This is a genomic window from Zobellia galactanivorans, assembly GCF_000973105.1.
GTDB classification, from domain to species: domain Bacteria; phylum Bacteroidota; class Bacteroidia; order Flavobacteriales; family Flavobacteriaceae; genus Zobellia; species Zobellia galactanivorans.
On record NC_015844.1, the window covers coordinates 4353373 to 4367661 of the forward strand.

Annotated in this window: 6 protein-coding genes; 3 read left to right on the forward strand and 3 right to left on the reverse strand. The window is 45.7% G+C overall.

The features are described 5' to 3' along the window. Positions 1–100 precede the first annotated feature (100 nt). The gene (nagB, locus tag ZOBGAL_RS17510) at positions 101–2032 is read right to left on the reverse strand and encodes a glucosamine-6-phosphate deaminase (RefSeq protein ID WP_013995050.1); all 1932 of its coding nucleotides are present in this window, start codon (positions 2030–2032) and stop codon (positions 101–103) included. A gap of 191 nt (positions 2033–2223) precedes the next feature. Between nagB and ZOBGAL_RS17515 the strand changes: the two genes are divergently transcribed. Together ZOBGAL_RS17515 and murQ are read left to right on the forward strand one after the other, a co-directional pair. After that, a complete protein-coding gene (locus tag ZOBGAL_RS17515; RefSeq protein WP_013995051.1) occupies positions 2224–2973 on the forward strand; it encodes a DeoR/GlpR family DNA-binding transcription regulator in 750 nt (249 codons plus the stop codon). Between the two features lie 5 nt (positions 2974–2978). Continuing rightward, positions 2979–3788 (forward strand): N-acetylmuramic acid 6-phosphate etherase, encoded by an 810-nt coding sequence (gene murQ / locus ZOBGAL_RS17520; RefSeq protein WP_013995052.1) that lies wholly within the window; start codon positions 2979–2981, stop codon positions 3786–3788. A gap of 1 nt (position 3789) precedes the next feature. On the opposite strand, the gene ZOBGAL_RS17525 is transcribed toward murQ, so the two are convergent. Further along, positions 3790–4203, reverse strand: a complete 414-nt coding sequence (locus tag ZOBGAL_RS17525; protein ID WP_013995053.1) for a c-type cytochrome — start codon at positions 4201–4203, stop codon at positions 3790–3792. Positions 4204–4226: 23 nt separating this feature from the next. Then, on the reverse strand, positions 4227–5348 hold the full coding sequence (locus ZOBGAL_RS17530) for a PQQ-dependent sugar dehydrogenase (RefSeq protein ID WP_013995054.1): 1122 nt from the start codon (positions 5346–5348) through the stop codon (positions 4227–4229). Positions 5349–5531: 183 nt separating this feature from the next. Here ZOBGAL_RS17530 and ZOBGAL_RS17535 point away from each other — a divergent pair, with 183 nt between their 5' ends. Further along, a complete protein-coding gene (locus ZOBGAL_RS17535) occupies positions 5532–14270 on the forward strand; it encodes a T9SS type B sorting domain-containing protein (RefSeq protein ID WP_148560731.1) in 8739 nt (2912 codons plus the stop codon). The last annotated feature ends 19 nt before the right edge of the window (positions 14271–14289 follow it).

A 14289-nucleotide genomic window follows, 5' to 3' on the forward strand; every position in this document is an offset into this window, starting at 1 on the left:
AAACCTTCGTTTTCAATGGAATAAGGAAAGGGGCAATGGGGGTAAAAGTTAAAAAAGAGGCCCGTTCCAGTGAAGGAACCGACCTCTTTTTTATTGTAAACTATTCGAATTTGTGTCGTACAAAAGCTTCCATAGCGGCATAGTGCGAAAGACCTAGGGCCCGATAGCGCTCGGCCGTGTCTTTGTTGCGTTCTTCTGCACGCATCCAGAATTCACGGGAATCGTCTCCCTGAAACATGACCCCATCTTTTTGTGATTGGTGGCAGAATATGGCATAGCGTTTTTTAAGGACCTGATCCGGACTCATAGGTACGGCCATTTCTATTTCGTTGACATCCCATTCATGCCAAGCACCTCGGTAAAGCCATAACCAGCAATCTTTCATAAAAGGTTCTGATTGCAAGCGTTTCATGGCTTCAAAAACAGCGTCTAAACATACTTTGTGCGTTCCGTGCGGGTCGGCCAAATCACCTGCGGCAAAAATCTGGTGCGGTTTGATCTGGGCAATGATATCGATCATAATTTCAATATCGGCTTCGGAAAGATTGTTTTTCTTTATGGTGCCCGTTTCGTAAAAGGGGAGGTCTAAAAAGTGAACGTTCGAATCGTCAAGTCCTAAGTACCGTACTGCGGCATAAGATTCCCCTCGGCGAATATTTCCCTTGAGCTTTCTTACTTCCAGTGAATCGAAACTGCTGTCGTTTTTGTTTTTTATGCTATCGATGATCTTTTGCGCTTCTTCAGAAGGTGAAATCCGTTTTGAGATTTCCGCGTAACGAAGGGCGTCGGTATCCGATACCGCAATGTTTCCTGAGGTTTGGTATACGACATGTACATCGTGGCCCTGTTCTACTAGGCGGTCGAAGGTACCTCCCATGGAAATGACATCGTCATCAGGGTGGGGACTAAAAATGATGACCTTTTTTTTGATCGGTTCCGCACGTTCGGGCCGGCTTGAATCGTCGGCATTCGGTTTTCCACCGGGCCACCCCGTAATGGTGTGTTGCAACCTGTTGAACATTTTGATGTTAAGGTCGTACGAATCTTCAAGGGCCAATAGTCCCGACATACCGTTATCGTTATAATCCTTGTCGGTCAGGCTTAAAATCGATTTGCCGGTTTCGTTACAAAGCCAAACAATGGCTTTTGCCGTGAGTTCTTCCGTCCATTCCAGCGATTCGTCAACCAACCATGGCGTCTTGTTTCGGGTCAATTCGCTTCCCGCTCCGGTGTCTAATACAAAGGTGCAGTTTTTGTGGTTTTGTAGGTAGGTGGCGGGTACTTGGGCCGAAATGGGGCCTTCTACCGTCTTTTTGATAATATCGGCCTTGTTTTGTCCCCATCCTAAAAGAACGATACGTTTGGCGCCCATTACGGTTGAGATACCCATGGTTATGGCCTTTCTGGGCACGTGGTCGATTCCTAAAAAGGCAGGGGCGGCATCAACACGGGTAATGTGGTCGAGCGTTATCACACGCGTGCCTGAATTGTAGTGTGATCCAGGTTCGTTAAAACCGATATGTCCGGTTCGGCCTATCCCTAAAAGTTGAAAATCGAGTCCCCCGTTCTTTTTGATTTCATTGTCATAGGCAATACAGTATTCAATTACCTTTTCACCGGCAATAGTACCGTCGGGAATATGTATGTTGTCTGTAGGAATGTCTACATGGTTGAAAAGATGTTCGTGCATAAAGTACCAATAGCTCTGCCGATTGTCTTTTTCCATGGGCAGGTATTCGTCAAGGTTGAAGGTGATTACGTTTTTAAAGCTGAGCCCTTCTTCTTTGTGCATACGGACGAGCTCTTCGTAGACCCGAATCGGCGATGAACCCGTAGCCAATCCCAAGACGCATTTTTTTCCGGCTTCCTGTTTTTTTTGTATCAAGTCGGCAATTTCTTCGGCCACCTTTATCGAGGCCTCGTTGGAATCGGAAAATATGACATTGTGTATCTTTTCGAATCGGGTTTCTTCAAATTGGCCCACCGGTCTATACTTGATGTCGGTTCCGTTTTTTTCTAGAATTGTTTTCATGCAGTTCGTTTTTTCTGTGTTCTTTGTGTTGAATCATGCAAATATAGGCAACAGGATGATAGTTTGCTGTTTGTTGCTGTATTTTGTGCTGCTTTTTGCAACTTTTAATGATTATTTAACTTTAAGGTAGTATAAAACTGCATAATTCGTAAATTGCTATCTTTGTATTAAGAATATAATATATAGTTCTCATGTTAAAAGAAGAACGGCAGCAGACCATATTGAACGAAGTGGAGCTGCACAACCGGATTTTACTGACCGATATTGCCGAAACCTTGGACGTGTCTATCGATACGGTCCGAAGGGATGTAAAAGAGCTTGATGCCGAGAATAAATTGCGACGGGTCCATGGCGGGGCCATTTCTTTGGGCTTTACTACCAATAGTACCCGAAACAGCAATATCTACAAGCAAAAGGAAAAGATAAAAATAGCCGAAAAAGCCCTGAAACTGTTGAAAGACGGTGGGGTCGTGTTTATAGATGGGGGTACCACCTGTTTGGAACTGGCACATCTGGTTCCTTCAAATATTAGGCTCACCTGTTTTACCCATAGTTTGCCGGTGGCCATGGAGCTGCTTACAAAGCCGAATGTTACGGTTATAACCGTCGGTGGCCAGCTTTCAAGGGAATCGCAAACGGCTATAGGGGCCAATGCCATACACAACTTGGCCGAAATAAAAGTGGATTTTAGCTTTATAGGAACAGGCTATGTAGATTCCCATTACGGATTGACCGAATTCGATTGGGATATTGTACAAGTGAAAAAAGCGGTAATAAAATGCTCGAAAAAAACGGTACTTTTGTCCATCTCGGAAAAACTGAACTCGCAGCATCGTTATAAAACCTGTGATATTAATGCCATTAATACGATTATAACGGAGCTGGATCCCGAGAACGACTTGTTAAGCTCATTTAGAAACCACGATATTAGAATTCTCTAAGTACTATGGAGTATACCAAAATAACCGAAACCCCTTCAAACCATAATGATTTGGAGAAGATGGACAGTTTGTCCCTTTTACGAAAGATAAATGAGGAAGATCAAAAAGTGGCCGATGCGGTGGCCGAGGTCATTCCACAAATATCAAAACTTGTAGACGGACTCGCCGAACGTTTTGAAAAGGGCGGGCGCTTGTTTTATATCGGTGCCGGAACCAGTGGTAGGCTGGGTATTCTTGACGCATCTGAAATCCCCCCTACCTTTGGAATGCCCCATTCCCGGGTTATTGGACTTATAGCCGGAGGAGATACCGCAATAAGAAAGTCGGTAGAAAATGCGGAAGACGATATGGTACAGGCGTGGAAAGATATGATGGAACACCATATTACCGATAATGATGTTGTTGTGGGAATAGCTGCTTCGGGTACTACACCTTATGTATTGGGAGGTATAGCAGATGCCAAGAAACACGGGGTGTTGACTGCAGGTATAACCAATAATCCCGGTTCTCCCTTAGCTTTGGCGGTAGATATCCCTATAGAAATTAACGTAGGACCCGAATTTCTAACCGGAAGCACCCGTATGAAAAGCGGTACCTCACAAAAATTGGCCCTCAATATGATTTCTACGGCCCTGATGATACGGATCGGACGGGTAAAGGGAAATAAAATGGTCAATATGCAACTGAGCAATAGCAAGTTGGTGGACAGGGGAACCAGGTACGTTTCGGAAGGATTGGGCATTGATTATGCCGAGGCCGAGAAATTATTGAAAAAACACGGTTCGGTAAAAGCGGCAATAGATGCCGGGAGCTAGCTTATTTTTCTATAGCGGCTACTTCGTCGACAGTTACCATTTTCTTTGAAGTGTTGCCCCAAGAATTCATTATATAATTCATGACATCGGCAATTTCTTCATCTTCTAGTCCCATGGAGGGCATGATATTGTTATAGGATATTCCGTTTACGGTCATTTTACCTTGTTGGCCATATTTTACCCCGCGAATACTGGCCTCTCGGTTTTGGGCAAGATAATCGGAATTGGCCAAGGGGGGAAAGGTACTTTGGATGCCTTCTCCGTTTTCTAGATGGCAGCTAACACAAAAGTCGGCATAGATTTCACTACCCCGCATCATACTTTCCGCTAATACGGATTCCTGTGCATGGACGACCGATCCGAAAAGGAAAAGTGCAAGGGGCGTTATAAATGATTTTATACCAAAGGTTTTCATAGGGATGGATATAGGGTAGGAGGTTATGGGCTTGGCACTAATTTATAGATGCCCTTTCCCTCTACGGCCACGTAAATCAGTCCGTCCGGACCTTCTTTAATGTCGCGGACGCGGCCTAGATCGGACAATAGTTTTTCGCGTTTGACCACTTTGTCGCCTTCCATCTGAAGCCGTTCCATATACTGAAATTTCAAAGAACCGACGAGAATACTTCCTTTCCAGCCTTTATACGTGTCCGTGGTTACAAATGCCATTCCGCTAGGGGCTATACTTGGTACCCAATAGTGAATGGGTTGGGTCATTCCTTCCATTTCGGTTTTGTCGGTAATGGAGGTGCCACTGTAGTTTATGCCATAGGTGACCAAAGGCCAACCGTAGTTGGCACCGGCCTTTATGATATTGATTTCATCCCCGCCCCTCGGACCGTGCTCGTTTTCCCAAATCTCCCCAGTTTCGGGGTGTATGGCCAAGCCTTGCGGGTTTCTGTGCCCATAACTGTAAATGGCGGTTTTGGCATTTTTCTTTCCTGTAAACGGATTGTCTCCAGGAATTCTTCCATCATCGTAAAAGCGATAAATTTTTCCGCCATCACGGGTAATATCTTGAGGGTTTTCATCACGGGCCCCGCGCTCGCCAATTGACAAATAAAGGTAACCATCGTTATCAAATTCAATACGTGAACCAAAATGTTGGCCTTTGGTAGTGTTGGGAGATGCTTTATATAACAACTCCTTATGGCTTAGTGAGTTGTCTTTTAGTTTGCAGCGCATCAATGCCGTGTGTCCCCCCTTGCCTTCCCCTTCCTGAGAGGCGTATGAAATATAGATCCAACCATTGTTTTTGAAATCGGGATGTAGCTCAATATCCAATAGACCGCCTTGGCCACGAGCATAGACTTCGGGTACATTCTTAACTTTTGTTTTGTTTCCATCTTTGTAATGGATCAGTTCCCCTGATTTTTCCGTAATCAACAGTTCGTTTTTCCCTAGAAAAACAAATCCCCACGGAGTCTGCAGTTCATCGATCATAAGCTCGGCCGAGTAGGGGGTGTTTACGGGCGTATCTACCTTGTTTTCAGTGCTTTGCGCGCATGAATAACTAAGTGTTATGGCAGCTAGGGTAATCGATAGTACACTATTTCGCATAATTTGACGTTAAATGATAATAATTTAAGGTACCTCGTTGTGGTTAAAGATAACGAGAATTTATAAGTTTAAAAGAATTAGACAAGAGAAAGTGATGCAGCCCAAATCGCTCATTTTCTTTTAAAAACGACTTAACCTATGCTCCCAAAAAAAACAAGGCATATTGTTTATGCCCTACTGTTAATGACATTTTCAGTAGTTTGTACTTCAGCAATTGCAGGCAAGAAGGCTTTCTCGGTTTACGAGGAGGTCGCTTCGGCAATCAAAGAGGCCACTTCTTCAAAGACTGGGGCCGTTGAAAAGACTGCGCTCAAGAATTCATCCATAACCGAGAAAAAAGAAACGGTGAGCGCTACCGCAGCTCCTATGTTCGCGACTATTATTCAAGGTTATGACGATGTCGATAACTGTACGAGCGATGGTTCTACTATTGCCCGTTTTATTCTTTGTGGTGATTCCGATGATAGAAACATCACCTTGTCAACTTCCGGAAGTGTTTCTTGGCAAAGATTAACGGGAGCTGCTCCAAATACAAACTTACCTTGTCCGAATACCAATGGAGGGGATTATACCGAAGTGTCTACCGCGTCGACTTTTAATTTAGATGCCAGTTCCATTTCAGCTGCAACAGGGGCCGAATATAGGGTTCAGGTAAACGGAGGTCAGTATTATTATTTTGAAGTAATAAAAAGTACGATTACCCAGAGTTATACGAAGAAAGATTTTGTTTGTAATAACCCGGGTCGAATCGAGATTACCGGCCTTCCTAATAGTTACCAATTTAGAATTCGCGAAGCGAGCGGAACCTTTGGGCCGTACCAATCTTCATCTATTTTCCCAAACCTTGACCCTGGGTTCTATACCGTTCAGGCGCGTTTGAACATAGCGGGCGAGGTTTGTGAATATTTATATGACGTTATCGAGATTAAGCAAGTAGATATCGAAATCGATGTCACCTATACCAATCCGGTATGTAGCGGTGAGACCGGTAGTATTGATGTAACCGTTAACTCCGAAGTTCCGGGGCCTTATGTGTATACCTTATTGGATGAAAATGGAGCGGAAATTGAATTTACCTCTACCATATCTAGTAATACCTATACTTTTGGGGCTGTTAGTGAAGGTACATATGCCGTTAAAGTTGAGACCAATGACTGTAAGGAAGATATTCCGAATGGGATAGCTGCGCCTATACAATATACCGATACCGGTGGTAATCCGATAAAAGTCGGTACGGGCTTGAGTCCGATCAGTGTAGTAACTGACACAAACGGTATGAGCTTTGGCTGCTCTACTATATCTAGTGTAGATATCGATGTAACCCCTTCGGGAGGTTCTGGCTCGTATAGCTATACGGTTAGTGATGGCGGTGATTCGGGCGGATTTTTCTCGGGTACGAGTTCGTATACCGTAACAAGTCCGGGAACCTATACCTTTTATATTACCGACGATCAGGGTTGTACGGCGGAAAAATCGGAGTATGTCGCCGAATTGACACCTCCAGACGTTACGGCCGCTCCTATTATAGGAACCTGTACCAATGGTGGAGGAAAAGTCGATTTTAATGTTACTGATCCGAAAGGGTTTAACCTGGAGTTTAGGGCTACCAATAATGCAGGAGATCCCTTTACTTCTTCACCTACCATACCTGTTACGGATGATACCTACACTATTGTAGAAGTGCGTTACTCGCAAGGGGCGTTCAGTTGTGTTCTGTCTTTGCCTGCCGTTACCGTTACTTCCGCTGGGGGTCTCAGTGGTAGTGCATCGCTGACCCAAGATTATACGTGTATCAATGGCGGGGCTATTATTGATTTTACACCGGCTACAGGTGGATCGGGCTCAGGATATGAATATAGTCTAGATAATGTTACCTATCAATCGGGAACTACTTTTACAGGGGTAGCTCCAGGTACGTATATACCTTATGTTAAGGACGATGCAGGCTGTTTTCAGGCCCTTTCGCCGATCACCGTATCGGAACCGGTACCGCCCACATCCATAAGTTTTGCACAAGATAATTTAGATTGTTCAACGGGCACGAGCAGGGTTACTATTGATGTGTTGCCAGCAGGTTTTGCTACTCAATATGAAGTGATTTCCGCTATTCCCGCAGCACCGCTTTCCGGACCGCAAGCGAGCAATGTTTTTAATGGATTAAGGTTGGATACATCTTACCAATTTGAGATTACCGATGCCAATGGTTGTACTTATACGGCCAGTTTTACCACGGGAGGTTTTAGTTCTATCCGTGCCAGGGTAAAATCGGGAGGGGATAGAAAGGTTTGTCCTGGTGCCACTGATGGTAACGGCGCCTTCTTGGTCGATGGTTTTGCTACGGATTATGACTATGCCGTGGTTCAATTGCCGGCTACACCTGTTGTGAGTGGAACGAGCAGTGATTTGGAAATTCCTATAACCGGTTTAGGTGCCGGTACCTACGAGATTACGGTAACCGATAACGATACCAATTGTACCTCTACCGTTTCCTTCGACGTCGAAGAAGCCGGTACCCCCTTGAGCGTTAATTACAGCCTAACCGATATGAGTTGTCAGAACAACAATATTGGTAGGGTCGTTGGAAGTGCCACAGGAGGTTTCGGTGGATACCGCTATGAATTGGAATGGCCTCCTTCCGATGGACGGACAGATGGGCCAAAAACAGGAGGGACATTCGGTAACTTGACCGAGGAAGGAACCTATACCTTAACGGTTACTGATTCTGAGGGTTGTAGTGCTTCTACAACGTTCACCCTTACCAGTGTTGATGCTCCGGCAATTAGCTTTGACTCGGCCGATTACTGTTATTCAACTACCAACACCGCAGAAATTACCGTTTCTTCTACTCCGGGCTCCGCAGCAATAGGTACGCATCAGTACCGAATTAATGGAGGGGCATTGGTGACACCGGGCACGCCCGGAACCCATACGTTTACGGACTTGGTCCCCGGTAACTACACCATTGAAGTCGTTGATGGAAACGGTTGTATCGCTTCTACTTCGGCAGTTCGAATACCGCCCCAGCTCCAGGTGAGTCTCGATATCAACGAAGAGATTGCCTGTGGAGGTACGGGAGAAATGCAGATCGACGTTTCGGGAGGGGATGTCTCCAATCTCGCCGCAACCTCCTATACCATATACAAAGACGGTGCTGCGGTGGCCGGATATACCGGAAACCCGCTTCCGTCCGCTTCGTTTACCTATACCATGTCGTATTCCGACTATGGCGACTATACCGTTGAGGTGACCGATAGCAATGGCTGTAGCGCCATATCCGAACCCTTGACATTTGCCGAGCCGACCAATATCGCGGCTACACACCGAATCGTCGGCCCCAGTTGTGGCGATGCCAATAGTGGTTTTGTAGAAATAATTCCTACTGTGGCGTCGGGCGTACCCCCATTTGAAGTGGTATTTGCCCCGGTAGGCGAATTGCAGAACGATCCATTGGACCCCAACAATCCCGCGGGCCCGGATCCGATCGATTATAATTTTTCTTCGCAAACCATTTATTCGGGACTCGCGGCGGGCGATTACGAGTATGTGGTAAAGGATGCCAGAAACTGTACCACAGGGGTTATGGCGATTACGGTAGCCGAGGACACCGATCCGGCCCCGGATATTACGGTAACGCCAATCGATGCTACTTGTGCACCGGCACCGCTCTCTGGTGGGGTTGTTGTAAATTTACCGCTTACACCTGCACCCGGAGCAGGGGTGCCTGACTATACGGTTATAGTAGAGGATAATTTTGGGAATCCCCTTGTGACCTTAGATAACGTGGTACCAGGTGATTTTCCGTTGACCATAGAGGATGCAAGTTTGGAACCGGGAGATTATCAGGTGATTGTGTTGGATTCACGTGGATGTAGGGATATTGAGCCTTTTACGATCGATAGTGGCTCCCTTGATATCATCCCTGAACCGTTTCCAGGATTTACATGTACAGCAAGTGGAACTACGGTGTGTGTGAATATAACCGGAGGTACACTGCCTTTAGATTACAGTATCCGTTTAACGGATCCAGATCCGCTTGCAGGGTGGACTTCTCCGAGTAGTCCTCCGGACAGGCATTGTTTTGACAATTTGCTTTTTGGGGTAACGTATACCGTAGATGTTCGCGATAACAATACAGGATGTATTTATTCTGAAGAAATAACATTGCCAAGTGGCCCAGGTTCAGATGTTGCCTTAACAAGTGAATATCGTTGTGGTGTGGGGGAAGTAGAGTTGAGGTATATGATAAACTCGGGTCTTGCCCCGTTTGATATTGTAATAACCGATTTAGATACTGGTGCTGTCGTTCATACCGAAACTGGGGTGTCCCCGGTTTTAGGAACTGAAGTAATCGTACCTACTGGAGTAGATTTAGGGCGCTATGGAATTTCTATCGTAGATGCTAATGGTTGTACGGATGGGGCAACGGTAGATACTGTTATAAACCTACCTCGAGTAGATATTATTGACAATCAAAATGCCAACTGTAACGCCCTGGGCCAATTGACGGTCAGGGGAAGTGGAGGTACGCCTTTTGCTACGGGTAGTCCTTATCTATACGCTTTTATGCCTGCCGGAACACCACCGACGAATGCAGATTTTAGTGATGCCGCTACGGTAGCCTTGCCGGGATCTCTGCCACCGGGTACGGAATACGATATTTGGGTAAAAGATGCTAATGACTGTGCGTATCGTATTTCTGCGGCAATTATACAGCTGAACCCCGATTTACCTTTGTTGGACCCTGTGGTTGAGAATCAATGTGATGTAACCGCTACCGCTGCCGGCGGATTTGAAATCACCTTAAGTTTACCGGGCGATTTCGATACACCTACCTTTACCTTGAACGGTATTAGTCAGACAGTAGCCAATTCTGGTGATCCTGCTATCAATACCACGGCAACATTTATCGTTAACAGCGTTGGGGCCTATGATTACAATATCATCGATGCCAATGGGTGTGACATAGACGGCGTGGCCGAAGTATTTCAGGTTTTGTCGGCTTCGGGTGACTTTACCAGCGAACCGAGCTGTGAGGTAGACAATGGGATTATTACAATTACTGCCGATGGAGGTAGTGGTGACTTTACTTATAGACTTATCGGAACCGATATCTTTGGAGGGGCCGTAGATATAACCGACCCAGATGACGACGGTATTTTTGAAAATATCCCTGCGGGAGATTACGAAGTTGTGATAACCGATAATCTAGTGGATGATGGTATCGATAACTGTACCTTTACCGTAGATGGTATTGTGAGGTCTGCACCTACAAGTCCCGATATTGATGATACGGGCGAGAGCGACGTAAGTTGTAATGGAGCTGATGATGGAAGTATTTCCGCTTCATTGATTGCAGGCACCGACGTAGATGGTATTAAGGAATACAACCTGTATTCGGGTACTATAGGGGCACTACCCTTAAACTTGGATACTTCAAGCCGAATCAACACTAATCTATCGGGTTCTTTTACGGCCTTGGCACCAGGGACCTATGTAATAGAGGTAGTTACCGATAGGGATTGTTTCGATAGGGAGGAAGTGGTGATCAACGAGCCGCCCCCATTTGAAATTGATGTGACTTCGGGTACATTGGTCTGTAATCCGGCAGCCAACCAATATAGTACTACGATTGTAAGTGCAGCTATAGTTGGTGGAAATGTAGGTAACGGGGCGCCATATGGATACAAAATAAATCTTGCGGATAGTTATCAGTCAAGTCCTGATTTTGAAATAGTCGATACGGGATCTGATCAGGTCATTACCATTTACGCAAGGGATTCCAATGGTTGTGAGTTCTTTGACTCGGTAACGGTATTGGCGCCTAATACGGTAACCGCAACGATTACCCAAATATCGCCAATGGATTGTGAGAATCCAGAACGTATTCGAATAGATGTTACCGGAAGCACCAATTTTATAATTGAAGATCAAGGTTTTTCCGTAGCACCAGTGGCCGACCAGGCCCAACCTAGTGGCAGTTTTGTTGAGTTTGATCTGCCCATGGTGGCCGGGGAGTACAATTTACGGGTAAACGATATAGGGGGATGTTCGTATCCGATTGTCGCCTATGTAGTAGATGAGCCTGTTTTGCCCACGGTTTCCATCAGCCAGAATGAACCTGTTGGTTGTTTTGGTACTACCGATGGTATATTGAATATAGAAATAACCAATTTGGCCAGTTTGACCAACTTCTCAGGAGTGTATGAATATACGGTTTACGATGCGTCGGACCCAGGTTTTAGCGGAGGGGCCTTCGGTGCTCCGGTAGGAGGGAACTCCACGGGGACTATTGATGCCACCGTAAATAACCCGGCAACCATTACCGGATTGGAAGGGGGTAACTTAAGGGTGGTTATTCGTGAGCAGGGTAAATCTGCGACAACCTGTGATGTTTTTAGCAACATGAGTACGATAGAAATGCCTAACGAACAACTTCTTATTACAAACATGGAAGAAATCGGTCGTGTGGGTTGTAACGATAATCTCGGTGAAATTTTTGTCACTACACAAGGAGGATGGGATAGTTCGCCATATGAATATATGTTAGAGTATGAAAATCCCATAGGTAGTGGTTTTGCGCCACATAGTAATGCGGCCTATGCCTCATTTGCCGCTAACGGAACCAATAACCGTTTTACCGGTTTGTCAAGTGGTAACTATAGGGTAACTGTTCGCGATATCGAAGGGTGTACCCATACCGCGGAACTCGAATTGCTACCTGTGCCTCCAATTGAGGCGGATGCTATTGTTACTCGAGAACTTGAATGTCCGACAGGAAACGATGCGGTAATTGTTGCCGTAGAACCTGGTACCACCACACCAGGGGCCATAGGGGGTGTACCTGGCGGTGGCTACCAATATAGGTTGTTACATTTGGGTAGTAACGATATTACCGATATAGAATCGAGCACTGGTTTGCAAACTAGTCCTGAATTTGTTGGAACCGCAGGTACCGGAGTGATTCCGGGAGGTTGGTATGCCGTTGAGGTGGTCTCTACTTTAAATTGTCGTGTGATAACCGCTCCGGTTCAGGTAATTCCGCCACCAGCGATCAATCCTGCCTTGATTCAAACTTCGGTTCCAGCTTGTGGTAATGAAGCAACAATGATGATTCGGGTGAACAACCCACAAGGGGGTACATATGAATATAGTGTCAATGGTTCAGGAGGGCCATGGTTGCCAATTGATGAGGTTGACGGAAATGGACTTCCTGTAAAAACTGGATTGCCCGGTGTTATTGGAAATTCGTATCGCTATGAGGTTCGTAAGGTGGGAAGTGCAAGTTCATGTCTCGCTCGGAAAACCAATGGTATTACCATTACCGATGCCGAACCTTTAAGTCTAGACCCGGCTTCGCCTACTTTTGATGTGTCTTGTGCCTATGAGGTTGATGGTAGGATAGAGGCGATTGCCAACGGAGGTACCGGTATTTATGAATTTAGAATTTATGACTATGATCCAGGTTCCGATGCCTTTGCGGCCGAAAGTATGCCGACCTATAGAAGTTTACCGGCTCAAGATTTCGGTACTTTTGAAAACTTAGATGCGGGTGATTATTGGATATCGGTAATCAGTCGTGCTACATGTGGACTCGTAGAAGGTCCGTTCACCATAGCTCCTGCAGTACCGGTTGTTCTATCGCCGACTTCGACACCGACAACATGTTATGGGGCTTCCGATGGAACCATTACCATGACGGTAGACAGTGGGGCATCAGGATTGGTGCAATTTGCCATAGAGCCGAATTTGAGCGAGTTCTTTAGCGACCCTGATAATCCAACGTCCTATACGTTTACCGATTTGCCGGCGAATACCCCGAGCAATCCATCGTATACCGTGTTGGCACAAGATGCCGAAGGTTGTCCGCAAACTTTTGAAATTATAGTAACGGCACCTGAAGAGTTGCAAATTGTAGACTTTAGCTCAACGCCCGAAACCTGTATCGGTTTTGAAGATGGTACGGCACGTTTGAACGTAACGGGAGGAACGCCTTTTGTGGATCCGGTGACTTTTGTAGAATACTACGAAACCCGATTAGTGGGGCCGAATTCAGACGGAACAGAGGTTTTCTTAAGAAATGATGACCTTTCGTTCGATAGTTTGATTGGAGGTGAAGGTTATATTGTCTATGTGCGCGATGCCAATATGTGTGAGACGAATGTGTTCATTCCTATAGAAATTGGGGTGGACCTTACGGCGGACCCATTGGTACAATATGGTTGTGAGGGTATTTTCCCAAATAGCACGGCCTCCGTACAGATGCAAGATGAAAGTCTATTGTCCGAATTGTTGTTCGCGTTAGATCCGATCGATCCTACGGATGCCATAACGGCCTTGGCCGGATCGGAACGCTCCTGGGGAGATTTACCGGCAGGAGACCATACGGTATATATCTACCATGAAAACGGTTGTACCAACTTTGTTGAATTTACTATAGAAGCGTACGATCCGTTAACATTGACAGCGGAAAAAACCGGACCGAACGAGATTACGGCCACTGCCGAAGGAGGTTTTGGTGGATATGAATTCTTCTTTGATGGCGTGTCTTACGGTAGTGAAGGTCTTTATACCACTACGGAAAGCGGTACTGTAGAAATTAAGGTAGTCGACCAAAATGGTTGTGAGGCTATAGCGGTGATTCCGTTCGAATTTACCGGAATGCTCGAAATACCCAATTTCTTTACGCCCAATGGCGATAATGAGAACGATTTCTGGGCACCGGGCAATCGTGAGTTCTTCCCTAACATAGAGGTGATTATCTATGACCGTTACGGTAGGGTGGTTGCTGAACTGGACCAAGTTAGTAATTGGGACGGACGCTACGAAGGAAAAGAACTACCAAGTGGTGATTATTGGTACGTGGTGAATCAAAACGATGACCGAGATATACGCTACGTTGGACATTTTACCCTGTATCGATAAACTTTTATAATATAAATCA

Excerpts from the sequence above, each read along its gene's own strand:
- nagB (WP_013995050.1), bottom strand. The coding sequence starts at position 2,032 with ATGAAAACAATTCTAGAAAAAAACGGAACCGACATCAAGTATAGACCG.
- ZOBGAL_RS17515 (WP_013995051.1), top strand. The coding sequence starts at position 2,224 with ATGTTAAAAGAAGAACGGCAGCAGACCATATTGAACGAAGTGGAGCTG.
- murQ (WP_013995052.1), top strand. The coding sequence starts at position 2,979 with ATGGAGTATACCAAAATAACCGAAACCCCTTCAAACCATAATGATTTG.
- ZOBGAL_RS17525 (WP_013995053.1), bottom strand. The coding sequence starts at position 4,203 with ATGAAAACCTTTGGTATAAAATCATTTATAACGCCCCTTGCACTTTTC.
- ZOBGAL_RS17530 (WP_013995054.1), bottom strand. The coding sequence starts at position 5,348 with ATGCGAAATAGTGTACTATCGATTACCCTAGCTGCCATAACACTTAGT.
- ZOBGAL_RS17535 (WP_148560731.1), top strand. The coding sequence starts at position 5,532 with ATGACATTTTCAGTAGTTTGTACTTCAGCAATTGCAGGCAAGAAGGCT.